This window comes from Streptomyces sp. CGMCC 4.7035, assembly GCF_031583065.1.
Classification (GTDB): domain Bacteria; phylum Actinomycetota; class Actinomycetes; order Streptomycetales; family Streptomycetaceae; genus Streptomyces; species Streptomyces yaanensis.
In genome coordinates, this window is record NZ_CP134053.1 from 4,951,011 (window position 1) to 4,976,608 (window position 25,598).

At 68.6% G+C, this 25,598-nt stretch carries 20 protein-coding genes and 4 pseudogenes; 15 read left to right on the plus strand and 9 right to left on the minus strand.

What is annotated here, in order from left to right; all coding sequences use genetic code 11:
- Positions 1–303: 303 nt before the first annotated feature.
- Entirely contained in the window at positions 304–1,281 is a 978-nt protein-coding gene (locus Q2K21_RS21460; RefSeq protein WP_310773445.1) for a helix-turn-helix domain-containing protein, read from the minus strand.
- Between the two features lie 670 nt (positions 1,282–1,951).
- Between Q2K21_RS21460 and Q2K21_RS21465 the strand changes: the two genes are divergently transcribed.
- Both Q2K21_RS21465 and Q2K21_RS21470 read left to right on the plus strand, forming a co-directional pair.
- The gene (locus Q2K21_RS21465) at positions 1,952–3,691 is read left to right on the plus strand and encodes a phosphatidylglycerol lysyltransferase domain-containing protein (protein ID WP_310773448.1); all 1,740 of its coding nucleotides are present in this window, start codon (positions 1,952–1,954) and stop codon (positions 3,689–3,691) included.
- A gap of 245 nt (positions 3,692–3,936) precedes the next feature.
- Positions 3,937–4,122 (plus strand): hypothetical protein, encoded by a 186-nt coding sequence (locus Q2K21_RS21470; protein ID WP_310773450.1) that lies wholly within the window; start codon positions 3,937–3,939, stop codon positions 4,120–4,122.
- Positions 4,123–4,197: 75 nt separating this feature from the next.
- On the opposite strand, the gene Q2K21_RS21475 is transcribed toward Q2K21_RS21470, so the two are convergent.
- Complete coding sequence (locus tag Q2K21_RS21475; protein ID WP_310773452.1) at positions 4,198–5,013, minus strand: helix-turn-helix transcriptional regulator; 816 nt, start codon at positions 5,011–5,013, stop codon at positions 4,198–4,200.
- A 71-nt stretch (positions 5,014–5,084) separates the two neighbouring features.
- Between Q2K21_RS21475 and Q2K21_RS21480 the strand changes: the two genes are divergently transcribed.
- Positions 5,085–5,801, plus strand: coding sequence for an SDR family oxidoreductase (locus Q2K21_RS21480; RefSeq protein ID WP_310773454.1), 717 nt, complete (start codon positions 5,085–5,087; stop codon positions 5,799–5,801).
- 130 nt (positions 5,802–5,931) lie between these two features.
- On the opposite strand, the gene Q2K21_RS21485 is transcribed toward Q2K21_RS21480, so the two are convergent.
- Positions 5,932–6,774 (minus strand): IS5 family transposase, encoded by an 843-nt coding sequence (locus Q2K21_RS21485; RefSeq protein WP_310781150.1) that lies wholly within the window; start codon positions 6,772–6,774, stop codon positions 5,932–5,934.
- 233 nt (positions 6,775–7,007) lie between these two features.
- A pseudogene (locus Q2K21_RS21490) lies at positions 7,008–7,740 on the minus strand (hypothetical protein).
- Positions 7,741–7,805: 65 nt separating this feature from the next.
- Here Q2K21_RS21490 and Q2K21_RS21495 point away from each other — a divergent pair.
- A pseudogene (locus tag Q2K21_RS21495) lies at positions 7,806–7,928 on the plus strand (IS5-like element ISMt1 family transposase); the annotation flags it as partial.
- 1 nt (position 7,929) lies between these two features.
- Here the strand turns inward: Q2K21_RS21495 and Q2K21_RS21500 are convergent.
- Together Q2K21_RS21500 and Q2K21_RS21505 are read right to left on the minus strand one after the other, a co-directional pair.
- Positions 7,930–9,014, minus strand: a pseudogene (locus Q2K21_RS21500) (IS256 family transposase); the annotation flags it as partial.
- Between the two features lie 251 nt (positions 9,015–9,265).
- The gene (locus tag Q2K21_RS21505; RefSeq protein ID WP_386276322.1) at positions 9,266–10,120 is read right to left on the minus strand and encodes an NAD(P)-dependent alcohol dehydrogenase; all 855 of its coding nucleotides are present in this window, start codon (positions 10,118–10,120) and stop codon (positions 9,266–9,268) included.
- A 38-nt stretch (positions 10,121–10,158) separates the two neighbouring features.
- On the opposite strand from Q2K21_RS21505, the gene Q2K21_RS21510 reads away from it, so the two are divergent.
- Positions 10,159–10,440: a hypothetical protein gene (locus tag Q2K21_RS21510; protein WP_310773457.1), complete on the plus strand. Its 282-nt coding sequence runs from the start codon at positions 10,159–10,161 to the stop codon at positions 10,438–10,440.
- 89 nt (positions 10,441–10,529) lie between these two features.
- Here the strand turns inward: Q2K21_RS21510 and Q2K21_RS21515 are convergent.
- Positions 10,530–10,775: pseudogene (locus Q2K21_RS21515) on the minus strand (transposase family protein); the annotation flags it as partial.
- Positions 10,776–10,874: 99 nt separating this feature from the next.
- Positions 10,875–11,810 carry a LysR family transcriptional regulator gene (locus tag Q2K21_RS21520; RefSeq protein ID WP_310773459.1) on the minus strand — a complete coding sequence of 312 codons (936 nt, stop codon included), beginning with the start codon at positions 11,808–11,810 and terminating at the stop codon, positions 10,875–10,877.
- A 319-nt stretch (positions 11,811–12,129) separates the two neighbouring features.
- Between Q2K21_RS21520 and Q2K21_RS21525 the strand changes: the two genes are divergently transcribed.
- The 8 genes from Q2K21_RS21525 (at position 12,130) to pepN (ending at position 22,654) form a co-directional block, all read left to right on the plus strand.
- Entirely contained in the window at positions 12,130–13,182 is a 1,053-nt protein-coding gene (locus Q2K21_RS21525; protein ID WP_310773462.1) for a Glu/Leu/Phe/Val dehydrogenase family protein, read from the plus strand.
- Positions 13,183–13,213: 31 nt separating this feature from the next.
- On the plus strand, positions 13,214–16,747 hold the full coding sequence (locus tag Q2K21_RS21530) for an indolepyruvate ferredoxin oxidoreductase family protein (RefSeq protein WP_310773464.1): 3,534 nt from the start codon (positions 13,214–13,216) through the stop codon (positions 16,745–16,747).
- A gap of 23 nt (positions 16,748–16,770) precedes the next feature.
- Positions 16,771–17,040 (plus strand): alpha/beta fold hydrolase, encoded by a 270-nt coding sequence (locus Q2K21_RS21535; protein ID WP_310773466.1) that lies wholly within the window; start codon positions 16,771–16,773, stop codon positions 17,038–17,040.
- Positions 16,998–17,645 (plus strand): alpha/beta fold hydrolase, encoded by a 648-nt coding sequence (locus Q2K21_RS21540; protein ID WP_310773468.1) that lies wholly within the window; start codon positions 16,998–17,000, stop codon positions 17,643–17,645. The genes Q2K21_RS21535 and Q2K21_RS21540 overlap by 43 nt, the downstream gene beginning before the upstream one ends.
- Positions 17,642–17,839, plus strand: a complete 198-nt coding sequence (locus Q2K21_RS21545; protein WP_310773471.1) for a hypothetical protein — start codon at positions 17,642–17,644, stop codon at positions 17,837–17,839. Before Q2K21_RS21540 ends, Q2K21_RS21545 begins: the two co-directional genes overlap by 4 nt.
- Entirely contained in the window at positions 17,836–18,087 is a 252-nt protein-coding gene (locus Q2K21_RS21550) for an ACT domain-containing protein (protein WP_310773473.1), read from the plus strand. Before Q2K21_RS21545 ends, Q2K21_RS21550 begins: the two co-directional genes overlap by 4 nt.
- Entirely contained in the window at positions 18,084–19,757 is a 1,674-nt protein-coding gene (locus Q2K21_RS21555; protein WP_310773475.1) for a DUF885 domain-containing protein, read from the plus strand. Before Q2K21_RS21550 ends, Q2K21_RS21555 begins: the two co-directional genes overlap by 4 nt.
- A gap of 323 nt (positions 19,758–20,080) precedes the next feature.
- Positions 20,081–22,654, plus strand: coding sequence for an aminopeptidase N (gene pepN, locus Q2K21_RS21560; RefSeq protein WP_310773477.1), 2,574 nt, complete (start codon positions 20,081–20,083; stop codon positions 22,652–22,654).
- Between the two features lie 11 nt (positions 22,655–22,665).
- Here the strand turns inward: pepN and Q2K21_RS21565 are convergent, their stop codons facing one another.
- Positions 22,666–23,022, minus strand: coding sequence for a hypothetical protein (locus Q2K21_RS21565; RefSeq protein WP_310773479.1), 357 nt, complete (start codon positions 23,020–23,022; stop codon positions 22,666–22,668).
- A 347-nt stretch (positions 23,023–23,369) separates the two neighbouring features.
- Here Q2K21_RS21565 and Q2K21_RS21570 point away from each other — a divergent pair, with 347 nt between their 5' ends.
- Together Q2K21_RS21570 and Q2K21_RS21575 are read left to right on the plus strand one after the other, a co-directional pair.
- A complete protein-coding gene (locus tag Q2K21_RS21570; protein WP_310773481.1) occupies positions 23,370–24,107 on the plus strand; it encodes a GNAT family N-acetyltransferase in 738 nt (245 codons plus the stop codon).
- A 153-nt stretch (positions 24,108–24,260) separates the two neighbouring features.
- On the plus strand, positions 24,261–25,439 hold the full coding sequence (locus Q2K21_RS21575; protein WP_310781152.1) for an MFS transporter: 1,179 nt from the start codon (positions 24,261–24,263) through the stop codon (positions 25,437–25,439).
- The last annotated feature ends 159 nt before the right edge of the window (positions 25,440–25,598 follow it).

Consider the following 25,598-nt stretch of genomic DNA (forward strand, 5'->3'; position numbering starts at 1 on the left):
GACGGGACCTCGGGCGCCCGCGGGAAGCGGCTTAAGGTCGGACCATTCGCCTTCGCGAACGGTTTGCATCCTGGCCCAGCGGGCTCCGGGCCAACCGTCCCCAGGGACCTGTAGCAGTCGCATCCGACAGCACCGGCGTCTCACACGCCTCTCACGCACGTGACGTTGCGAGAACAACCAAGGTGCCTCTGACCTGTACGTTCCTACATCACGTGGACGGTTCAGAACCTGTATGGACGGCCGGTAAACTCTGGACCTGTTCTACCTTCCACACCATCTTTGCAGGTCAGATGCCACGGAAGGTTAGGTCGCGCGGGTGGCGGCGAGCCATTCCCGGTCCGCTGCGGCGCTCTCCGGGTCGCCTTGGGGTGTCCCGTTGATCGTGGCCACAAGCGAGTTGTACCTGCCGAGCAGACCGTTGAACCGGGACAGGCTCTGGCCGGCATGCTGGCTTTCCGCGACGGGGGCGTCGGTGCGGATACGGCCTGCCAGCCCGGCGGTGTCCAGGTGTTCGGTGAACTCGGCGGCCGAGGCCGCGATACGGTCCGCGATCTCGCGGGCCTGTGCGGAGTCGGCGGGCAGCCCGGCTCGGCGCGCCGCCCGGGCCTCAAGGAGAAGCTGTCGGTGCCTCTCGACCCGCTCCATCACCGGCGGCGCGGTCACCTGGAGTGCCCGGGAAGAGGAGAAGGCTCGCTGGAAGGCATCGCGAAGCGACTGGCGGAAGTGGTTGTCCTGTACCAGGTCTGCCAACTTGATCCAGGCTTCGAGTTGTTCGGTGGTCGGCTCGGTCGGCAGGTGCGGGCGCATGTGGCGAAACCGCTCGACGAAGGTCGGGTGAATGCTGAGGCCGTCGGTCACTTCGTCCCAGAACCGGTCGAAGAGCCGGTCGCGGTCGTCGTCGGACATGGACACGAGCTTGTGCATGAGGCTCACCTGTTCCGTTGCGCTGTCTTGTCTCACGATGGTCCGCAGGACGGCCCGCCGGGCTCGCAGGCGGCGCATCTGGCCCTCGACGAGCTCCAGATGCGCCGTGGCCAGATCGCGTAGTGACGCCTCGTCGGTCAGCACCTGGCGGATGTCGTCCAAGCTCGCCCCCAGTTCGCGGAGAGTGCGTACGAGTTCCAGCCTGGCGATCGTCTGGACGTCGTAGAGCCGATACCGGCTTCCCGTACGGCCGGTCGGCGCGACGAGACCGGCGTCGGCGTAGAACCTGATGGCGCTGACGCTCAGGCCGGTGCGGCGCGCGACATCGCCGATGGGATAGAGCTCGTTGTCGTCCACAGCGCCACTATGGGGTCTCAAGTAGGTTGAGACTCAAGCCCGTGCCGGCTCCTCCCGGCGGTTGCGCCGCCGGCTCGCCCCGGGGCGCGGAGCTGTGAGGGGGGAAGAGTTCACGGAGTGCTCTCATGACGTGGGTGCCGCACGCGGTGCAGTGGGCGGCATGGTCGGCGAGCTCGGGGACGAGCCTACGGCGTGTCAGGTGCTGCTGCGCGAGGCGATCCTCAAGCGGCCATGAAGCGCGGGCACGGGAGGCATTACGCCTACTCGCGTGCGCTTACGGACGCGCCGTGCACCGGCAACAGGACGAGCCTTGCTGAGCGCGGCTGGTGCCCGTCCTCGAACGTTGTCATCGAAGCGTGTCCCCCAAGCGAGCTACCTGAGCTGTCCACTGTGCGGTGATGTGTGCCATCGGCCCTCCGGTGTTGACTCGGTATCCGTCAAACACGGCGGCAACGAGCCGTTCGACCATGCCCGGCAACCGGTGCTCGAGAACCACACCGCTGACGCCGGCATGTATGGAGCAGCTGTCTGCCGCAGGAATGGGCGCAAGGTCACCGGGTGCCCGGGCTATCGGCACCGGATTCAAGGTCTCTCGCAGAAACTATGGGATGAGATGTCTGTCAGGACAGATCGAGAAACGTCGGGCCGGTGCCCGAGGCGATCAAGTGCCATGTGGCGCATGCTCCACGGCCCGCATCCGGAGGCCGTCCCCGCTCTGCTCGCCAGGGCGTGCACCCTCGTGGGAGTCCTGGACATCGCCGCAGGCGTGTTCCCGCGCTTCCGGCACAGCCGTCTACACCACATGGCAGAGGTACTGCCCGGCTCGTTCGGGTCCTTCGCCGCAGCCCTGTCGCTGAGTGCGGGCATCCTGCTGCTGCTCCTGGCGCACGGGTTGCGTCGGCGCAAGCGCCGGGCCTGGCACGGCGCGGCGCTGCTCCTGCCGACGGGAGCCGTGTCGGAGTACGTCCACCGCCACTCGATCGTCGGTGTGCTGATCGCGGTGGCGTTGCTGGTGCCGCTGCTGCGCCACCGTGGCGAGTTCACGGCCCTGCCCGACCCGCTCAGCCGCTGGTGGGCACTGGCCAACCTCGTCCTCACGGGGGTCGGTTCCGTGGCTCTTGGCCTGGTCATCGTGAGCGTCCACACACACCACATGGTCGGCAACCCGAGCTGGTCCGACCGCCTCGAGCACGTCCTCTACGGCCTCTTCGGCTTCGAGGGGCCGGTCCACTACACCGGCAACGCCTCCTGGGCGGTCGGTTTCTCGCTCGGCGCGCTCGGCCTGATCACCGCCATCACCACGGTCTACCTGGCGTTCCGGGCCGGTCAGCCGGCCGCCCGGCTGACCGGGGAGGACGAGGCACAGCTGCGCGCCCTGCTGGAGAAGCACGGTGCCCGTGACTCCCTCGGTCGGTTCGCGCTCCGCCGCGACAAGGCGGTCGTCTTCTCACCGAGCGGCAAGGCGGCGGTGACCTACCGCGTCGTGGCGGGCGTGATGCTCGCGAGTGGCGACCCGATCGGCGACGTGGAAGCCTGGCCCGGTGCGATCGAGCGCTTCATGGGCGAGGCCAAGGCACACTCCTGGACTCCTGCGGTCGTGGGCTGTTCAGAGACGGGCGGCGAGGTGTGGAGCCGCGAGACGGGCCTCGAGGTTCTCGAGTTGGGCGATGAGGCGGTTGTGGACGTCAAGGATTTCTCCCTCTCCGGTCGGGCGATGCGCAACGTGCGCCAGATGGTGAAGCGGATCGAGCGCGCGGGCTACGAAACCCGAGTACGGCGCATCCGTGACCTCTCCGACAACGAGCTGGAGCGCATACGACGGGCCGCGGAGGACTGGCGTGGCACGGACACCGAGCGCGGTTTCTCCATGGCACTCGGCCGCATCGGAGACCCGACGGACGGCGACTGCCTGGTCGCTACCGCTCACAGGCAGGACGACGAGCCCGGCCCCTACGGCGACCTGAAGGCGATCCTGCACTTCGTCCCCTGGGGCACCGACGGTTTGTCCCTCGACCTCATGCGCCGTGACCGCTCGGCCGACCCCGGCATGAACGAACTGCTGATCGTGGCCGCGCTGCAGGCCGCGCCGGAGTTGGGCATCGAGCGGATCTCGCTGAACTTCGCGATGTTCCGCTCGGTGCTGGCGCGCGGCGAGAAGATCGGCGCCGGGCCGGTGCTGCGGGCGTGGCGGGGGCTGTTGATCTTCCTCTCCCGCTGGTTTCAGATCGAGTCGCTGTACAAGTTCAACGCCAAGTTCCAGCCCCGCTGGGAACCGCGCTTCGTGGTGTACGCCGACGCCTGGGACCTGCCGCGCATCGGCATCGCGGCCATGCAGGCGGAGGGCTTCGTGAACCTGGCCCTTCCCCGCTTCCTGCACCAGCGTGGAGCAGAACTGGCGCCCACTGGATGACTCCGAACCGCCCCGGTTCAGAGTGAACCGGGGCGGTTCAGGCCCTGTTTTTGGGGGCAATCACCAACAGCCGAAGCCTCGCAGCCGCATACGGATCACGGCCGTCACGGGCCTGGCCGGAGCGGCGTCGCTGATCCTGCTGACCGCCGTGCATGTCGATCCCAAGCCGACGATCGACCAGGTCAAGGCCCAGATCCCAACTGAACGCGTAGGCCGAGTCCTCCACGGAGAAGTACGACAAGGCCGTGGACGACCAGAAGCAGCTCCAGCAGGACGCCGCCGCGGTCCAGGACCGGATCGCCCGTCAGCAGACCAAGGTCGCCGACATGCAGACTACGCTCGGCGCGATGGCGGCCGAACAGTACCGCGACGGAGGCATCGACCCGTCGGTGCAGCTTAGAGCCCGCGCAGATAGGCGGCGTGGAAAGTAGGTGGGCACAGGCCCCAGTGATCATGTAGTTGCGACGCTCTGTAACCACTGGCGAGACCTGTGCCAGTCCTATGTTTCAGGTCGCCTGCCTGGCCAGCCTGTGCAGGGTCCGCGCGGCAGGTGATCCGGGGTCGGCCGTGATCAGGACGACTTCCTGGTCATCCTCGGGCACGAGCAGGACGTCACAGTGCAACCGCAGCGTGCCGGTCTCCGGGTGATCGAGGATCTTGGTGCGGTGCCTGGGGGCGTGGACCGGACGCGTTTGCCATATCTGTCGGAACTCCTCGCTGCCGGTGTGCAGTTCGGCCAGCAGAGCGGTCAGCTGCGGGTCATGCGGGTAGCGGTCGGCGGCCCGTCGCAGCCGCGCCACCACAACGTGCCCGAACTCCTCATCGCTGGAGCTCTCGTACATCCGCCCCTGGCCAAGGAAGCGGCGCCGGGCCAGGTTCGTCCTCCCGCCTCCGAGATCGCCGCCGAGCAGTGCCTGGGCCAGGGGGTTCCAGGCGACGACGCCGTACGCCGCGTCAGTGACGATGGCACCGGTCTCCGGCAACCGCTCCAGCATCCGGGCCACATGCGGGCGTACCCACCGCACGGCGCTGATGCCGGGCGGCGCGCTCGATCCCGCCAGACGGAACAGGTGGCTGCGCTCGGCCGGCGTGAGCCGTAGTGCCTGGGACAACGCGTCCAGGATCCGAGTGGACGGCCGCGGGCCCCGGGCCTGCTCCAGCCGCGTGTAGTAGTCGACCGACATGTGGGCGAGTTCCGCCACCTCTTCGCGGCGCAGGCCCGGTGTCCGGCGATCGGTGCCCGTCGCCGTCAGGCCGATCTCGTGTGGACGCAGGCCCGCCCTGCGGTCCCGCAGGAAGCGGGCCAGCTCCTGCCGTGCCATGCCGCTTCCTCCCACTGCCTGGTACAGGTTGTCCCTGGCAGGGCGCCCACAGCCAGGGAACGGTAGTTGCCATGAACGATCGCACAGCTCTTGTCACCGGTGCCAACAAGGGCATCGGCAAGCACATCGCCCGGCTCCTCGCCGCCGAGGGCCTCACCGTGTACGTGGGCTCTCGCGACCGCGGGCTCGGACAGCGAGCCGTCGAGGAGATCGGCGCAGGCGCCCGCCTGCTGGTCCTCGACGTGACAGATCTTGACGGCATCGCACGGGCCGCGACCCAGGTGGACCGTCTGGACGTGCTGGTCAACAACGCCGGGATCTCACCGTCACTCGCCCCGCCGGCCGACACGAGCGTTGAGGAGTTCCGGCGCACATACGAGACCAACGTCTTCGGGGTGGTGGCGGTGACCAATGCCTTCCTGCCCGCCCTGCGCCGGTCCCCGCATCCGCGCATCGTCAACATCTCCAGCGGCACCGCATCGCTGACCTGGAGCACGAACCCCAACCCCCAGTTCACCCCGGGAAGCGGTGGCGCCGCCGCCTACCGGTCGTCCAAGGCCGCCCTCAACGCCCTCACCGTCCTTTACGCCCAGACGCTGGCCGAGGACGGCTTCAAGGTCAACGCGCTCGCCCCCGGCATGCGGGCCACCGACCTCAACCCCCTGGCCGCCGCTGCCGGCGACGACCCGGCCGAGGCCGCCCAGGGAGCCGCCCGCCTGGCCCTGCTGCCAGACGACGGCCCCACCGGTGGCTTCTTCTCCTGGGACGGAACGCCCGTGCCCTGGTGAGCGGCGCTGAGATCCCAGGCGACGGCACTGACTCGCACGCCCCAAAAAGCGTATTCCCAGAGCGGCGGTCCTCCTCGGGCCGAAGCGTGCTTGGCAGCAGCGCAAGGAGGCTGCGCAGACAGGTGCGCGCTCATGGGCAGCGGTTCGGGCGGTCGTCCCACCGGTGGGTCGTCCAGGCCCGGCGGATCAGGCTACGGACGGCGATGACGGTGTCGGCGAGGTCGAAGAAGGCGTGGATGACGGTCGCGCGGCGCTCGTGGCAGCGGGCGAGGCGGTGGAAGGCGTTCTGCCAGGCGTGGGTGCGTTCGACGTGCCACCGCTGGCTCGCCTGGATCGGTGCCTTCTCGCCCTTGTGCGCGATGCGGCCATGCAGGCCGCGGGTGGTGAGTTCGGTGCGGGTCTTGTCCGAGTCGTAGCCGGCATCCAGGTGCACGGTGATGTCGTCGGGCAGCGGTCCCAGGTCCGCCAGCCGGTCCAGGGTCGGAGCCAATAGCGGGGAGTCGTGGCGGTTCGCTCCGGCGAGAACCCTGCCGAGCGGGATCCCGTAACCATCCGTCATACCGGAGCGTTTCAGGCCCTGTTTGCCGCGGTCGACGGGTGAGCGCCCGGCCACCTCACCGCCGCCGGGGGCCTTGGTGATGGCGCCATCGACAGCGATCTGGTCGAGCACGAGCCCGACAATCCGGTCGTAGGACTCAAGCGCGATCCGTTTGAGCCGGGCGAAGACGCCGAGTCGTATCCACTCATCGCGGCGGTTGCGGATGGTGGTCGCCGAGCAGGTCGTGTCGGAGATCGCCTGGTAGGAGCAGCCGAACCGCAGGAGCTGCAGCAACTTGTCGAACACGATCCGGTCGCTGATACGGCGGCGGTGGCAACCCAACGGATGGGACGGATCGATCGTAGGGTGCTTGGGCAACAACGCCGCGAATTGGTCCCACAGCGGGTCGGTCAGCCATGAAGGAAGAACGGGCACAGGTCTCCCAGTGGTCACAGAGCGTCGCAACTCCGTGATCACCGGGACCTGGCCTGCCTCGACGCCGGGGCTCCCCATGCCGCCTATCTGCGCGAGCTCTTATGTTCTCCAGCAACCCGGGCGACTACCTCCGCCTGACGTCGTCGGCCGAACTCTGCTTTCCGGCCCGGGCCGAAACGACGGTGATGGCGGGGCGTTGCTGGTCTGTCAGGAGAGCGGCGGCGTAGCTCTCTTCACTGGTTCCCGTAGCGATGTAGTTCCCAGTCGGTCACGGCGGCGGCGAATGCCGCGGCCTCCCATCGTCGGGTGGCGGCGTAGTGCCGTACGAGTGCGTCTTCGAGGTAGTGGCGCAGGGGTTCGCTGGACTCGAGCAGGGCCGTCGCCGTGAGGAGATCGGTCGGCAGGGGTTGGCCGGTGAGGTAGGCGTCGCCATCGACCGGCGGGGGCAGAGGGGGCCGGTGGTCGATGCCGTGCAGGATGCCGGTGAGGGCGGCAGCGACGGCCAGGTAAGGGTTGGCGTCGCCTGCGGCGGTCCGCAGTTCCATGCGGGAATTCTCGCCACGCTGGAGATAGCGCACTCCGCTGGTGCGGTTGTCCGCGCCCCAGGTAGCGGTCGTCCCGGCGGTGGTGTGCGGCGCGAGGCGTTTGTAGCCGTTGACGGTCGGGGTGACCAGAGCCGTGGCGGCGGGCATGGTATCCAGAATGCCTGCCAGCGCAGCGGGCCCGGGCTCGGTCGGCCGCTGGGTTCTTGCCGTTCTTGTCGTGCAGGGAGATGTGCAGGTGCAGTCCATTGCCATAGCCGGGTCCGGGTTTGGCCATGAACCACGCGCGGCCGTTGTGGCGCTGCGCCGCCTGCCGGATGGCGGCGGCCGCGACCATCGAGCAGAGCACCACCTGGCTCGCAAAATCCCGCGTGCCCGTCCACTCCTGGTACGCCGAAGGCGGTGCCGGCCAGCACGAAGTCATCTCCCGCACAGCACTATTTCCAGAAGCTGACCTACAACCAACTCCCTTTCATATTCAGGACACAACGCAAGAAGAAGGGCAGCCGGGGCGGCCGTCCCGTCACTTTCGACGCCGAGCTTTACCGTGACCGCAACACCGTCGAGCGGCTGATCAACCGGCTGAAGGACTGGCGCGGCATCGCGACACGCTGATCGAGGCCCGGTCCGGGAAGATGCCCACGACGTCGGTGCGGCGGCGGATCTCCTTGTTCAGCCGCTCCTGCGGGTTGTTCGACCAGATCGACTTCCACACGGTCCGGGGAAAGGCGGTGAAGGCCAGCAGGACCTCACGGGCCGCCTCCAGGCGCTCGGCGGCCTTGGGGAACTTCTCGTCCAGCGCGGCGATCACAGTCGCCATCTGCTGGCGCACGGCCTTCGCGTCAGGCTGCTCGAAGACGGTCCGCAGGAGGGTGGCGACCCACGGCTGGGCAGACTTCGGCACCTGGCCCAGGAGCGCACGGGCGTAGTGGGTGCGGCATCGCTGCCAGGACGCACCGGCCTGGGTGGCGCCGATCGCGTTGACCAGGCCGGCGTGGGCGTCGGAGACCACCAGCTTGACCCCGCCCAGGCCGCGGGCGAGCAGGGAGCGCAGGAAGGCGAGCCAGCCGGCACCGTCCTCGCTGGTGGCGACGTCCAGGCCCAGCACCTCACGCTGGCCCTCGTTGTTGATGCCGACCGCAACCAGGCAGTGGACGTTCACGACCCGGCCGCCCTCGCGGACCTTCTGGGTCAGGGCGTCCGCCCAGACAAATGTGTAGGGGCCATGGTCGAGCGGACGGTTGCGGAACTCGGCCACCCTCTCGTCCAAATGCTTAGCCATCTCGAGACTTGGGACTTGGACAGCTGCGTCACCCCGAGGCTCTCGGCGAGCTTCTCCACTCTCCTGGTGGAGACGCCGAGTAGGTAGCAGGTGGCGACCACCGAGATCAGGGCTTGCTCGGCTCGGCGCCGGCGCTCCAGCAACCACGATGGGAAGTAGCTACCGGAACGGACTCGCGGGATCGCCAGGTCGGCGGTTCCGACGCGGGTGTCCCAGTCCCGATGCCGGTAGCCATTACGGGAGTTGACCCGGTCCTCACTCGGCCGGCCGTACTCGCCGCCACAGGCGTGGTCGACGTCGGCGGACATCATCGCCTCGGCGAAGGTCTTCACCATCGCCCGCAACATGTCGGGACTCGCCGAGGCCAGGTTCTCCTCCAGCAGGGCGGCGAACGGCAGACTGTCAGGTGCGGTCATCGTGTTGGTCTCCTCTTCGTGACGTCAGACCTTTCGAAGGATCAACCGGTGGCCGCCTTACGTTTTCAGGCGACACCCTTCCCCGGGACGAAAACCCCCGGAACGGGTGGAACCCGTACACCACTTCCCAGGACGCAACCCGCGACGACCCTACCTGTGAGTGGGCGGTGGGGTGGCAGTGGGTTGGTGGCAGTCACTGCGATCAGCGTGTCGGGGGGTCGTTGCTGCTCAGGGTCTTGGATGTGTGCGAGTCACACGATTTGGATGACGTGCTTTCCGCGGACGCCGCCGGCCTCCAGGGCGCGGTGGGCGGCGGCAATGGAAGCGAGGGGGTGAACAGTGTCCACGACCGGACGGATATCGCCGTTCTGTGCGTACCGGGTCAGTTCGGCGAACAGCTCGTGCCCTGGGTTGCCACTGAAGAAACGCACCCGTCGGGAGCCGTGGACGCTGGAGCCGAGCAGATAGGAGACGCTTGTGAGGAGGTTCTCGAGATCGAAGGCGATGGCTACCATGCGTCCGCCCGGGGCCAGTAGCCGGCGGTAGGCGGGGTGCTGTGTGCCGACGGTGTCCATGATGACGTCGAATGCGCCAAGTTCTTGCGGGCGGGTCGTCGTGTAGTCGAGTACCTCGTCCGCGCCCAAGCCGCGAACGAAGTCGAGGTTCTTCGGGCTCGCGAGGGCGGTGACGTGAGCGCCGAAGACCTTGCCGATCTGGACTGCGACGCTGCCGACACCGCCACTGGCCCCGCGCACCAGGAGGCGTTCGCCGGGCCTGAGACGCGCCTTGTCACGCAGGGCGGTGATCGAGGTCGTTCCTCCTCCGAGCAGGGAGACAGCCTGCACCGGAGTGGGATTGCCCGGGGCCAGAGCTATCTGCTGGGGGCGGACGGCCACGTACTGCGCCGCGCTGCCGGACTTCGTCCGCCCCAGGAAGCCCCACACCCGCTCCCCCTCCCGGATACCGGGCACCGAGGGGCCGACCTGGTCCGCGACTACGAGCACCGCCCCTCCTCCTCCGCCTCCCGCGTTTACTGGGCGATGACCCACGTCTCCTGGACCTCCGGGGAGACGCCGCCCGGGCCCTGGCCGACGACCTCCGCGCACAGATCGACGACCTGCAGACCCGGTTGCGGGAGGCCGAGATGCACCTGGAGCACCTCGCGATCACCCGCAAGACCGTCACCGGCCTCGCCGACCGGCTCCCGGCCGTCGCGCCGGAGCTGCCCGAGCACCCGGACTATCCCCGCATCCTCGCCGCCTTCAACCACGCGACCGGGCCGCTACGAGCCAAGGACGTCTGCGCAGCCCTCGGCCACGAACTGCTGCCGAAAAACGTCGAAGGCACCCGCGCCAAGTTGAAACGCCTGGTCAAACTCGGGATCCTCACCGAGGCCGACACCGGCAACTTCGCCAGGAGGCAATAGCCGACAGAACCTCCACCAGCGTCCTTGCTCCCACCTCAGCCAGAAACGGACACCACCTTACGAACCGCCCACTAAGGGCGCGCAGATAATCAACACGCATTCTTGATCTTGCTTTGGGTGGGGTTGGGAGCGAGGAACGTCGCGACGTCGGATGGTGTGCGGAAGCGGGCGGTGGAGGCGTTGATGTGGTGGCCGTGCACTTGCACGAGCGGGTGGACTTCCTGTTTTGCGCGGCTGATGGTCATGGCGGTGACGCCGAAGAGCTGGCCGAGGAGGTCCATGGTGGCGAGCTTGCGCAGGTAGAGCACGGTGACCAGGATTCGGTCAGCTGGGGAATGTCCGCGCATCTGGGGACTGTACGGTGTCAATGACACTCCCTCGACCGATTCCGCCGGGGACACCGAGAGTCTCCTGCCGTGACGATCAAACTCGCGTCACCGGGTGGATCCCAGGGTCGGATGTTCGATGGTCTGGATGAGCTCCGGCTGACGGTCGCGAACCTGGCGCGCGACATCGACGAATTGTCCAACGAGCGGCGATGCGTCGCCGGCCCTCCAGGCAAGAGCGGTCTGGACTCCGGGCACGTCGTCGATGACGACGAAGCGCACGCCGGCGTGCGGCGTGAAGCGGCTGGCGCAGGCCGCCGTGATGCTGCACGCGCGCCCGGTAGCGACGATCTCCAGTTCCTGCATGTGGGAGCTCGTCTCGATGGGGGGCTTGAGCGGGGCGGTGCGGTGCTTGGCAAGTGTCCAGAAGTCTCGATAGATGGGGTCCTCGACCCGGCCGATCGTCAGCTGCTCGTCGGCGATCTCCGCGGCGCTGACCCGGTCGCGGTTCGCAAGCGGATGACTGGCGGCGAGGACGACCACGCGGGGTTCGGTGAAGAGCACCTCCCACTCTATGCCCGGGGCCGAGACCGGAAGCCTGACCACGGCGAGGTCCGACTGACCAGAGGCGAGACCGGCCGACGGGTCCACGAACGTGTACTCCTGTATGTCCACGTGTGCGTCGGGGAACCGGCGTCCGAACTCTTGAAGCACCGGGGTCGTGAGCTCGAGCATCGCCAGGGTGTAGAAGCCGAGCGTCAACGTGCCGCTGCTACCCAGACCGACGTTCCGGACGGACCGCACACCGTCGTCGAAGGTCTTGAGCGTCGCACGGCACACGTCAAGGAACTCCGCACCGGCGGGCGTGAGCTCGACCGAGCGACTTGTGCGTACGAACAGCTGGGTGCGCAGCTCCGCCTCCAGATCCTGGATCTGTTTGCTCAGCGCTTGCTGCGCGATGTTCAGTCGGACCGCCGCACGGCTGAAGTGAAGCTCCTCGGCGACGGCGACGAAGCCTCGCATCCTCCACGTGCTCACATCCACAACGTCTGATTGTAGATCCCCGCGAACTTGCTGTTTCACAACGTGCACCGCGCTGACGACGATGAGTCCAGACGACGTCTCCGCGAGGACGTTCGTTCGCAGCCCTGGGTTCGCTGGAGGGAGCGCACCATGAGCACCGGAGCGACCGACGAAGGTGGCCGACTCAACCACCCGTGCGCCGGGTGTCCCGGCATCGTTCCATGGTTCTCGCGTTCGCTTGACGCCAGGCGCTGACCACTAACGCCGACCCACCAAAGCTCGGCCCCAACCGACATCGCCGCGACCCGTCGGCCGCGACCAAAGCACTGGAGGAACAGGCATGACCTCGACTCCCACTCTCGACCACGAGCGAGTCGTCGTACGCCGCGGAGAGCGCTCGGGCCTTCCCGTCATCGTGGCGATCCACTCGACCCAGCTCGGATCCGCAGTCGGCGGCTGCCGTATGTGGACCTACTCCAACTGGCGCGAAGGACTCGCCGACGCGCTCCGTCTCTCCGAGGCGATGTCGTTCAAGTGTGCGGTCGCCGGGATCGAGCACGGCGGTGGCAAGTCCGTCATCCCGCTACCCGAAGGGACGGTGCTCACGCCCGAGCTGCGCACGGCTGTCATGCGCGACCTCGGCGACGTCGTCCATGAGCTCGGAGGTCAGTACGTGGTGGGTGCGGACGTCGGAACGTCCGCCGCCGATATGCGCACGGTCCGCGAGCGCACCATGTGGGCCGCCGATCACGACAATGTGGCGGGCTCCGAAGCGGAGGCCGAGTCGATGGTCGAACCGACATCGCTCGGTGTCTATGAGTCGATGCGCGCGACCGCCAACCACCTCTTCGGAAGTCCCGAGCTCCGGGGCCTGTCCGCCGCAATCGTCGGCCTCGGCAGCGTCGGCGGTCCGCTGGCCCGTAGGCTCGCGCAGGACGGCGTGCACCTCGTCGTCACCGACATCGATCCGACCCGACGGGAGCTCGCGGAGGAGATCGGCGCCGACTGGGGTGGCCCGGACACGCTCTTCTCTCCCGTCGACATCGCAGTCCCCGCAGCCCTCGGTGGCGTGCTCTCCCCGGAGACCGTCCCGAGGCTCAGGTGCCGAGCCGTGGTCGGTCCGGCCAACAACCAGCTCGTCGACGACGGCGTCGCGGACTTGATCGAGGCGCACGGCGCCGTGTGGGCACCGGACTTCATCGTCAACGCCGGTGGGGTTGTCTGGGGAGTAGCGACCCAGCTCGACGGACGCTCGGCTGCCGACGCGCTCGGCAAGGTGCGCGAGATCGGAGGGCGGGTCGCCGACGTCCTCACGCGGGCCAGGGAGACCGGGCAGACACCCCTCGCCGTCGCCAGGGAGCAGGCCCGAGCTCGTCTCGCATCGGCCACCTGAGACCCACGGACACAGAGAACGGCGAAGGACGATGACCGAATCCCACCAGAACAACCGGAACCTGACCGAGCGCTACACCGCCACCGACGGCGTGGTCCACATGACGGGCATCCACGCGCTGGCCCGGCTGCCTCTCGACCTCCGTCGGCGAGACCTTCAGGCGGATCACCACTCCGCGGTTTTTATCTCCGGGTACGAGGGCTCACCGCTCGGCGGGTACGACCTGGAGCTCCTCCGCGTCCGTGACCTGCTCAACGAGCTCGAGGTCGTCTTCCAGCCCGGGCTGAACGAGGAACTCGCGGCCACGGCGGTCCAGGGTGCCCAGCTCGCGGGCACCATGGCGGACAAGCGCGTCGACGGTGTGACCGGGTTTTGGTACGGCAAGTCGCCCGGCCTGGACCGCGCCTCGGACGCCCTCCGGCACGCGAACCTCAGCGGGACGCACCCGGCCGGCGGAGCTGTGGCGCTGGTCGGCGACGACCCCACGGCGAAGTCGTCCACGGTCCCGGGCGCGTCGGAGATGCTCCTTGCCGACCTGGGGCTGCCGACGTTCTACCCGGCGACCCCGCAGGAGGTCCTCGACTACGGCCTCCATGCCGTGGCCATGTCGCGGCTGTCCGGACTTTGGACCGCGCTCAAGATCGTGACCAGCGTCGCGGACGGATCCGCGACGGTCGACGTCGATCCGGACCGGCTCGACATCACTCTTCCGGACACGGTCGTGGACGGTACCGCCCATCAGCACGCCGTGACGGCCATGATGTCCGGGCCGGTGCTGGCCACGCTCGAACGGTCTCGTGGGGGTGCCCGGATCGAGATGGCGCGCCGTTACCTGACCGCCAACCACCTCAACCACGTCTACGGAGCGGACGGCTCGCAGAAACCGGCCCGGATCGGCCTCGTCACGGCCGGCAAGGTCCACAACGACCTGGTCCAGGCCCTGACCTCACTCGGCCTCGACCGCGAGGCTCTCGCGGATAGCGGGATCCGGGTTCTCAAGCTGGGCGTGATCTTCCCGCTCGACCCGGACGAGATCCGGAACTTCGCCGACGGCCTGGACGAGATCGTCGTCGTGGAGGAGAAGCGTTCCTTCCTCGAAGGCGCCATCAAGGACCTCCTCTACGGGACCGTGCGTCCCCCGACGGTCGTCGGCAAGCGCGACGAGGCCGGCGCGCCACTGTTCTCCGAGGTCGGCGAGCTCGACCCCGACCAGATCGCCGCAGGACTGCGGAAGCGTCTCGCCCGGCAGCCGGAGCTCGCTGCCCTGGTCCGCGCGAACGCACAGCCGGGCAGTGAGCGCAGGCGCAAGCTCCTCCCCCTGGCGGTCCGCACGCCGTACTTCTGCTCGGGATGCCCGCACAACACCTCGACCAAGGTCCCCGACGGGTCACTGGTCGGCGGCGGCATCGGCTGCCACGGCCTGGCCCTGCTCATGGCACCGACCCTGGTCGGCGAGATCACCGGCCTTACGCAGATGGGCGGCGAGGGTGTCCACTGGATCGGGATGGCGCCGTTCATCGAGCGCGACCACCTGATCCAGAACCTCGGAGACGGCACCTTCCACCACTCCGGAAGCCTGGCCATCCGTGCGGCTGTCGCGGCCGGCTCCCACCTGACCTACAAGCTGCTCTACAACTCCGCCGTGGCAATGACCGGCGGTCAGCAGGCGGTAGGGCAGATGTCTGTCACCGAGATCGCCACGGCCGCCGCCGCCGAAGGCGTCTCTCGAACCATCATCACCACGGAGAACCCGAAGTCGTACCGCAAGGTCAAGCTTCCGGCGAACGCCACTGTCTGGCACCGCGACCGTCTCATCGCCGCTCAGGAGACCCTTGCCACCACCGCTGGCGTGACCCTCCTCATCCACGACCAGGAGTGCGCCACTGAGTTGCGCCGCAAGCGCAAGCGCGGTCTTGCTGTCGATCCGTCGGCGAGGGTCGTCATCAACGAGCGCATCTGCGAAGGCTGTGGAGACTGCGGCGTCGCGAGCAACTGCCTGTCCGTGCAGCCGGTCGAGACAAAGTACGGCCGGAAAACACTGATCGACCAGTCGTCCTGCAACAAGGACTACTCCTGCCTCAAGGGAGACTGCCCGTCGTTCATGACCGTCACCCCGGCGACCGCACCAGGACGGCGCGCGACCGCACGCCGGGTCGTCGATGCCCTGCGGGAGTCCGACCTGCCGGTGCCCGAATTCCGGCACGATATCGCCATCACTCCCCACACGACACGCATACTCGGGGTCGGAGGCTCCGGCGTCGTCACCCTGTCCCAGATCCTCAGCGTCGCCGCAACCAACGCGGGACTGCACGTCGTCTCCCTCGACCAGACCGGCCTTGCCCAGAAGGGTGGCGCCGTCGTCTCCGACATCAAGATCAGCGCTCGCCCCGTCGAGATCGCCAACAAGGCCGCGGCCGGTGAGGTCGACCTCTACCTCGGTGCCGACCTGTTGGTCGCGGCCGACCCGGCCAACCTCGGGGCGGCGCGCCCCGAGGGCACCGTCGCCGTGGTCGCCACGGATCTGGTCCCGACCGGCCGGATGGTCTCCGACGTGCACCAGAAGTTCCCGGAGATCGACCTGCTCACCAGCCGTGTCCGGGCAGCGGTCGCGGCCGAGGACATGCTCGTCTGCGACGCACGGAAGGCATCGGTCGCGCTGTTCGGCACCGACCAGTTCGCCAACCTCGTGCTCGCCGGCGCCGCGTACCAGAAGGGAGCACTGCCCCTGCCCGCGAGCGCTGTCGAGGGGGCCATCGAGCTCAACGGCACCAAGGTCGAGGAGAACATCCAGGCGTTCCGCCGCGGCCGCCAGATGGTCGCCGACCCGGCGGCCTTCGCCGAGGCTATCGGCTCTGTCACCACCGAGACTCACCCGACGCTCACCTCACGTGCCCAGCGAGTGGCGGAGCTCGTCGACACGGATGCCGACTCCACACTGGGCCGGCTCGTCCGGGACCGGGTCCGGGACCTGGTCGACTACCAGGACGACCGCTACGCACGCCGCTATGCCGAGTTCGTCGAGTCCGTGCGGCGCCAGGAGGCACAGCGGATTCCCGGCTCGGAGCGGTTCGCCGAGACCGTCGCCCACCACCTGCACAAGCTCATGGCCTACAAGGACGAGTACGAAGTCGCTCGGCTGGCGCTCGACGCCGAGGTCCGTGCGAGCGTCGAAGACGAGTTCGGCGGGGGAGCCAAAGTCGCCTACCATCTCCACCCGCCGGTCCTCAAGAGCCTCGGCATGCGCCGCAAGCTCAGGCTCCGCCACTCGTCCGTACCGGTCTTCCGGGCACTGCGCGGGATGCGACGCCTACGTGGGACGCCGCTTGACGTCTTCGGCTACGCGCACGTCCGCAAGGTCGAGCGTGAGCTCGTCGAGGAGTACACGCGCGTCATCACGACGCTGGCACCCGACCTCGACGGCGAGCGGCTCGACCGGGCCGTGGCGATCGCTGCGCTCCCCGACCAGGTCCGCGGCTACGAGCAGATCAAGCTGGCGAACGTCGAGACCTATCGGAAGGACCTGGCGAGGTCGTTGGAAGACCTCACGACACCCGCGCACGCCTGAGCGGGGGAGTGTCTGATCAGCGGGTGAGCTTCACCCAGACGCTGCGGCTCTCGGACGGCCGCAGGCTGGCGTGGTACGAGTTCGGCGACCAGGCCGGGACGCCCTGCCTCTACATGCCGGGCACCCCGGAGTTCGGGCTGGCCGGCGGATGCTACGGCGCCGCGGCGGACAAGGCGGGCGTGCGCTGGATCTCCATCGACATACCCGGATACGGCCACTCCGCCCCGTGCCCCCGGCGAACCCTCGCCCAGTGGCCGCGGACGTCGACGAGCTCACGGCCCACCTCGGGCTGAAGCACTACGCGGTGGCCGGCGAATCCGGCGGGGGTCCGCACTCCCTCGCGGTGAGCCACGCCCACCCCGACGAGGTGACCGTGACGCTTCTGCTCGCCGCGATGGGCCCGGGCCACGAGCGCTGGGTGCGCAAGGGGATGCGCGCAACGAACATCCTGCTCCACTACCTGGGGGTCTACTGCCCAGCCGCACTGCGCATCCCGCTCGCCGTGATGTTGATCCCGCCGTTCAACCACCGGCTGGAGCGACAGGTACCGGCGGCCGACCGGGCGGCCGTGGCCGATCCCGACTATCAGCGCCGCCGCCTTGCCGAGCCAGACGCGTTCCGCGGCGGGACCCGCCCCGTCGCCGAGGAACTCCGGCTGCTCGCCAGACCCTGGGAATTCGACCTGGCCGAGATCCGAGGGACTGTGCACCTCTGGCACGGATCCAAGGACGTCAACGTCCCCATCGCAGTGGCCCGCGGCGTGGCGGACGCACTGCCCGACGCCGTCCCTCACTTCTTCCCGGACGCGGCGCACGCTGTCGGGTTCGGGCAGCGGCACGAGGTCATGAAGATCATCGCCGGGGCAACCCGGCCTGTCAGTCCAAAGGAGGCAAAATGACAGCGACGGCCCTGCGCGGGCACGAGAAGCTCGTCATACAGGAAGCGCTTGTCAAGGTCCGGGACATCGGGCCCCGGGTGGCCGGGGTACTGGCGCGATCGGCCGAGGCTGCGACGACACCACTCGCGCTGGCGCTCGCCGAGGCGCGCTCCGTCCTCGAAGCCGCGGCGCTCAAGGGAGGTCGGACCTCGTGACGCCGCTTCCCGAGGCGGCGATCACCGTGTCCGCGGTGCGTCCCCTCGACACCCTGCTCCGGGTCGCGGAGGAGGCACGGCTCCGCCGCCACGTCCGGGTCCTCACCCTGAGCCTGCAGGCCATGCCGACGACCGGGGGAAGCGAGATCGCCCTGCACGTGCAGGGGGGCCACCGGGATGTCGAGCTGCTGTGCGCCCGGCTGCGGCGCCTTGTCGACGTCCGCACAGTCATGGCGGTGCCGCGATGACTGGCGGACACGACACGAACCCCGCAGGCATCCGGGCGATCGCCGACGAGTTCCACCACGAATGGCTGACGAGGCATCCCTTCCTGGCGATGGATGATGGGATCCCCGGCTACGACCACCTCGTACCGGACCTGTCGGGCGCCGCCGACCGGGACTTCCGGTCCCGGCTCCTCGACCTGGCTGATCGCGCGCGGGCCGCCGCGGCGCCGCCCGGACCCGACAGTGTGACCCGCCAGGTCGTACTGTCGGCGATCGAGCGGGAACTGGACTTCATCGCCGTCGGCGCCGTGGAGTACACGGTGTCGGCCGTAGGGGAGCAGGGTCCGTCCGCGTTGCTGACCGCGGGGGCGCGGACCAGGCTGAGCAGCCCCGGCGACGCCCAGGCCTATCTGGCCCGCTGCGCTGAGTTCCCGCGCTATCTCCGCGAGCACGCCACCCGGCTGCAAGCCGGTGCGGAGCAGGGCCGGACGCCCGTCGCCTCGCTCGTCCGGGTCGCGCTCGACCAGGTGGGCCGGTACCTGGCCGACCGGGACGGAGACGTGCTGGCCGACGTCCCGCCCCCCGCGGGCTGGTCCGGGGCGCGCAACTGGTCGGACCGGATCAGGGCACTGGTGGCCGACGAGGTCCGGCCCGCGCTCGCGCAGTGGCACGACGCGGTCGCCAGGCTGCCCGCCCGGGCCGACACCGAGTGCGGCCTGTACCACCTGCCCGGCGGCCTGGACGCCTACGGCCGCCTCGTCAAGGCCCACACCACCGTGGACCGTGCCGTGGCCGATATCCACGACCTCGGCCTGACCGAGGTCGCTGCGCTGACGGCCCAGATGACGGCCCTGGGTAAGGAGCTGGGTCTGCACGGCTTCCCCGCGGTCGTGCAGGCATTCGCCGCCTCGGCGGCGGGAGTCGGCGCGGAGGAGGCGATGGCACAAGCCCGAGTGGCGATCCACCGCGCCGAAGCGGCGCTGGCGGACCTGTTCTCCGCACCGCTGCCGCCGCCGTGCGAGGTTGCGGCGATGCCCGTGCATCTCGGCCAGACCGGCCACGCACCGCACTACACATCGCCTCGCCTCGACGGCAGCGCTAAGGGCGTGTTCTGGTTCAACGCGCAACATCCCGAGACGGGAAGCGGCTGGGCCCTGGAAGCACTCGCCTTCCATGAGGCGGTGCCCGGCCACCACCTGCAGCTCTCCCGCGCGCAGTTGCTCGGCGATCTGCCGGATCTGCAACGGTACGGCTCCGTCACCGCGCACTGCGAAGGCTGGGCGCTGTACGCCGAGAAGCTTGCGGAAGAGGCCGGCCTGTACTCCTCCACCGAAGCCCGGCTCGGCGCGCTGGGCCTGCGACTGTTCCGGGCCGCCAGGCTGGTCGTCGACACCGGCATCCACGCGTTGGGCTGGTCGCGGGCGCAGGCCACGACCTGGCTGACCCGGACGGTCCCGCTTCCGGCCGCCTTCGCCGAGGCCGAGATCGCGCGATACATCGCCGTTCCGGCGCAGGCCTTGAGCTACACGATCGGAATGCACGAACTCCTGCGTCTGCGCGACAAGGCCGACACCGGGTCCGGGCCGGCCCGTTCGCTCCGGGATTTCCACGCCGCCGTGCTCGACCACGGCTCGGTCCCCCTGCCGTTGCTGGCCGACATCGTCGAGGAAGGAGGCCATTCGACACGGTAGCGCCGAACTCGGCCCGCACAGCCCATCGAGGATTCCGGGGACCGGCCCTGAACCGGCCGGCCTCCGAAGGTCGCCGAGAGATCACGAACGCCGCCGCCACGTCCGCGCCGGACAGCGATCTGCCGCGACGCCCAGATCCCGCACCGCTGGATCGACAACATTACCGTCAGCTACCTGGTCCCCGGAATCAGCCCGGTCCTTCGCACCTATATACGCGTTCGACTCCAGGTGACCCTCACCGATTACCAGGGTCCGCCGACCTGACAGTCGCCGGGCCGTCGATGGTTGCCGCCGCAACCCACACACAACGAGGAGATGACCGCGTGCCTGGCACAGACCTGACTCGCGAAGAGGCACAGCAGCGGGCGAAGCTGCTCACCGTTGACTCGTACGAGATCGATCTCGACCTCTCCGGCGCGCAGGAGGGCGGCACCTACCGGTCCGTGACCACCGTGCGCTTCGACGTCGCCGAAACCGGCGCCGAATCCTTCATCGACCTGGTGGCCCCGGCGGTCCACGAGGTCACCCTGAACGGTGATCCGCTGGACCCCTCCGACGTCTTCGCGGACTCCCGGATCGCGCTGCCGGGCCTGCTGGAGGGCCAGAACGTCCTGCGGGTGGTCGCGGACTGCGCGTACACCACCACGGGTGAGGGGCTGCACCGGTTCGTCGACCAGGTCGACAAGCAGGCCTACCTCTACACCCAGTTCCAGGTGCCGGACGCCCGCCGGGTCTTCGCCTCCTTCGAGCAGCCGGACCTGAAGGCGACCTTCCAGTTCACCGTGAAGGCGCCGAGCGGCTGGACTGTCGTCTCGAACTCGCCGACGCCCGAGCCCAAGGACGACACCTGGGTCTTTCAGCCGACGCCGCGCATCTCGTCGTACATCACCGCCCTGATCGTCGGCCCGTACCACTCCGTGCACAGCGTGTACGAGAAGAACGGGCAGAGCGTGCCGCTGGGCATCTACTGCCGTCCTTCCCTGGCCGAGTTCCTCGACTCGGACGCGATCTTCGAGGTGACCCGGCAGGGCTTCGACTGGTTCCAGGAGAAGTTCGACTACAACTACCCCTTCAAGAAGTACGACCAGCTGTTCGTACCGGAGTTCAACGCGGGCGCGATGGAGAACGCGGGCGCGGTCACCATCCGCGACCAGTACGTCTTCCGGTCCAAGGTGACCGACTCGACGTACGAGCTGCGGGCGGAGACCCTCCTGCACGAGCTGGCCCACATGTGGTTCGGCGACCTGGTCACCATGGAGTGGTGGAACGACCTATGGCTGAACGAGTCGTTCGCCACCTACACCTCCTTCGCCTGCCAGGCGTACCACCCCGAGTCCCGGTGGCCGCACTCCTGGACCACCTTCGCGAACTCCATGAAGACGTGGGCGTACCGGCAGGACCAGCTGCCCTCCACGCACCCGATCATGGCCGAGATCCGCGACCTGGACGACGTGCTCGTCAACTTCGACGGCATCACGTACGCCAAGGGTGCGAGCGTCCTGAAGCAGCTGGTCGCGTATGTCGGCATGGACGAGTTCTTCAAGGGCTTGCAGGCGTACTTCAAGCGGCACGCGTACGGCAACACGCGCCTGTCCGACCTGCTGGGCGCCCTGGAGGAGACCTCCGGGCGTGACCTGAGCACCTGGTCGAAGAAGTGGCTGCAGACGGCCGGGATCAACATCCTGCGCCCGGAGGTGGAGACGGACGCCGCCGGTGTCGTCACCTCCTTCGCCATCCGCCAGGAGGCCCCGGCGCTGCCCGCCGGCGCCAAGGGCGAGCCCGTCCTGCGCCCGCACCGGATCGCGATCGGCCTGTACGAGCTCGACGACGAGAGCGAGAAGCTGGTCCGCGAGGACCGGATCGAGCTTGACGTGGACGGCGAGCTGACGGCCGTACCGCAGCTGACCGGCCGCCGCCGCCCGGCGGTGTTCCTGCTCAACGACGACGACCTGTCGTACGCCAAGGTCCGCCTCGACGAGGAGTCCCTGCGCTTCGTCACCGATCACCTCGGCGACTTCGAGTCCTCCCTCCCCCGCGCCCTGTGCTGGGCCTCGGCCTGGGACATGACCCGCGACGCGGAACTGCCCACCCGCGAGTACCTGTCCCTCGTGCTGTCCGGCATCGGCAAGGAGTCGGACATCGGTGTCGTCCAGTCCCTGCACCGCCATGTGAAGCTCGCCACCGAGCTGTACGCCGCCCCGACCGCCCGCGAGGCCCTGCTCACCCGCTGGACCGACGCCACGCTGGCCCACCTGCGCTCCGCCGCACCGGCGAGCGACCACCAGCTGGCCTGGGCCCACGCCTTCGCGGCCACCGCCCGCACCCCGGAACAGCTGGACCTCCTGGAAAGCCTGCTGGACGGCACCCACAGCATCGAGGGCCTGGCCGTCGACACCGAACTGCGCTGGGCGTTCGTGGAGCGCCTGGCGGCGGTCGGCCGCTTCGACGAGGCGGAGATCGCGGGCGAGTACGAGCGGGACAAGACCGCGGCCGGCGAGCGCCACGCGGCCACCGCCCGCGCCGCCCGCCCGACCGAGGCTGCGAAGGCGGAGGCCTGGGCGTCGGTCATCGACTCCGACAAGCTGCCGAACGCCGTGCAGGAGGCCGTGATCAACGGCTTCGTCCAGACCGATCAGCGTGAGCTTCTCGCGCCGTACGCGGACAGGTACTTCGAGGTCCTGAAGTCGGTCTGGGACTCCCGCTCCCACAAGATCGCCCAGCAGATCGCGATCGGCCTCTACCCGTCCCTCCAGGTCTCCCCGGAGACGCTGACCAAGACGGACACCTGGCTGGCCTCGGCCCAGCCGAACGCGGCCCTGGCCCGCCTCGTCTCGGAGTCCCGCTCGGGCGTCGAGCGCGCACTGAGGGCACAGGCGGCGGACGCGGCCGCGGAGTAGGGGACACGGCATCAGGGGCGCCCGGGGTCCTCACCTCGGACGCCCCTTCTCGCTGTGCGGTGCAGTCCCTCGGCCAGAGCCCTGCCCACCAGCTCGTCGATCAACTGCTGCACGGTCTTGACGAGGAGCAGCTCCAGGAAGTCCCAGTCGGCCACGCTGGTTTCGGCGATCAAGTTCTTGCTTACGGAGCGGGCCTGAGGCGGGCCGTAGTCAAGGATGTCGGCGCCGGTCTGCTGCAGGGCCTGGTCGAGGCACCGTTTCCAGGCCGCGCGGGGAAACTGCGCGAGAGCGGGGACTCCTGGGGCGAAGACGAGGGGACCGGCGGTTGCGAGGACGGGCTTGTGGATACGGTTGCTGCGCTGTGCCAACGTCGTACCACGAGCGTCACGATGTTGCGGGTCAGCCCGAGCTCCCTGGCCAGGGTGTGGGAGCCCGGCAGGCGGCTGCCGGTCGGCAGCCGGCCGTTGAGGATGGCGGTGCGGATGCGGTGCAGGAGCTGCCTATGCAGGGACTCACCGCCGCGCTCCCGGGTCAGCGGAGTCTGAAGAAGGAAGTCGAGCTGCGGCCCCAGGGCCTCGCTGGTCGCTGACATGACCCTCTCCCCTCGCACAGGCCATCCGTGGACCCATGGACTGCCTTGATTGTGGACCTAACCAAGGGGCCACGTGATGCCTAACGTTGCAGGCACCCACACACCGGGAGAAGGGGAAGCAGGATGTCCTCGCAGCTCAACGAATACGCCCAGGCCGTTGGCCGCCCGCTGGCCGAGTGGAGCGCCCGCCCGGCGCCCGCCCGCGTCACCATCGACGGCTCCTTCTGCCGGCTGGAACCGCTGGACGCCGATCGCCACGCAGGCGATCTCTATTCCGCCTATCATCTCGCGCCGGACGACAGGGACTGGACGTATATGACGGTCGGCCCCTTCGGCAGTCCCGGCGACTACCACCACTACGTCGCGACGGTGGCACAGGCAGAAGATCCACTGCATTATGCCGTCATCGACCTCGGCGGTATTGCTGTGGGCACCCTCGCCCTGATGCGGCAGGACCCGTCCAATGGTGTCGTCGAGGTGGGAAGCGTCATGTTCTCACCCCTGCTGAAGCAGACTCCGGTATCGACCGAAGCGCAGTTCCTGCTCATGTCCTACGTCTTCGATCAACTCGGCTACCGGCGTTACGAATGGAAGTGCGACAGCCTCAACGCGCCCTCACGCAAGGCGGCAGAGCGACTGGGCTTCACGTACGAGGGGACCTTCCGCCAAGCGGTCGTGTACAAGGGCAGGAACCGCGACACGGCATGGTATTCCGTCATTGACGCCGAGTGGCCGCGATTGAAAACGTCGTTTCAGGAGTGGCTGTCGCCGGAGAACTTCGAAGCCGACGGCCACCAGAGGCGGTCGCTGGCCGCCGTACGCGCGTTTGGCCCGCATGCCGAAGCGCCGAGTACGCGGTGACGGCCGTCGATGTGACCGAGGCGTCAGCCGGACATGGGGTGCCGACGTCCGCAAAGCGGCCGGAGCGAATCCCCGCAATGGTAGTCCTCACGTTCGCCTACGGCCTCAGCCAATTCTTCCGTAGCTACGTATCGGTGATATCCCCCGCAGCTCATCGACGCCTTCGGCTTCTCACCCCGGACGTTCGGCCTCTTCTCCGGTACCTTCTTCCTGGCCTTCGCCGTGGCACAACTGCCTCTTGGAATAGCGTTTGACCGATTCGGCATCCGCCGTCCCATGCTCGTGTGCATGACGCTCGGCACGATGGGCGCAGTCCTGCTCCCGCTCAGCGACCGGCCCCTCTTTGCGCTGTCGGCCCAAGCGGCGCTCGGGCTCGGCTGTGCGCCGGCGTACATGGGCCTGCTTGCCTGGGTCATGGCAGCGGGCCAGAGCATGCGTGAAGTGAAAGCGGTCACCGTCGCCGGCACGCTCGGCTTCCTCGGCGCCGTGATCGCCGGCTCGCCACTGGCGTGGGCCGTGACGTGGATCGGCTGGCGCGCGGCCATGGGCGCAGCAGCCGCTGCCATGGCCGTGGCCACCGCGGGTATCGCACGGTCACTGGGCCGTGACACCCGCTCCGCGCCGGGGGCCGTCGTCCCGACGGCATCCACGGGCAGCAGCCGGCCACCGTCGTCACGTCGGGCCGTCCTAGTTCTCCTGCCCGTGTGCTTCGCCCTCGCGGCGGGAGGCACGTTCCGTACCTCCTGGGGCGGGCCGTATCTGTCCGACGTCTTCCACCTCGGCGCTGCGGCCCGCGGGTACGCGATGACGGCGGCGAGTCTCGGCGCCCTCGTCACCTCCCTGCTGCTGGCTGCCGCCCTGCGCGTCACCCGGATCAAAACACTCGTGGTCGCGGTCCTTTCGACGGGCGTACTGCCGGCGCTGCTGATGGCGCTCTGGCCCGCGCGTGACGCCGTCCTCAGCGCCGGCTCCATCTGCGCCCTGTTCTGCGTCGGCTCCATCCACCCGTTGGTCATGTCGCAGGCACGCGCTGTGGTGGCCCCTCACCGCCTGGGACTCTGGCTTGGTGTACTCAACACCGCGGTCATGCTGGGAATCGCGCTGACCAACGCCGCCTTCGGAGTGATCGCCGGCAGCGCCACCCAGGCCGGCCTGCCGATCGACAGTCTCTACCGCAGGCTTTTTCTTCTCATGGCCACGATCACGGCTCTGGGAGCCGTTTTCGCAGCCTTCGGGCCGGGCACCTCGCGCTCCACCGCCGACCGACGACGGGCACACGCGAGGTTCGGCCGAGAATCAGCGGCCACTCATACCGAAGGAGCCCTTGGTTGAACGGTGCAACAGTCCTTCGGGATGCCGTAAGAGACGACGAGGCCGAGTGGCGGCACCTGTGGACCGGTTGCACGGCGTTCTACTAGCCTGCGCGTTTCACTTGCGGCCGTGTCCGGATCTTGAGCGGGAACGCGAAAGTGCCTTCTGAGCTGGGACGAT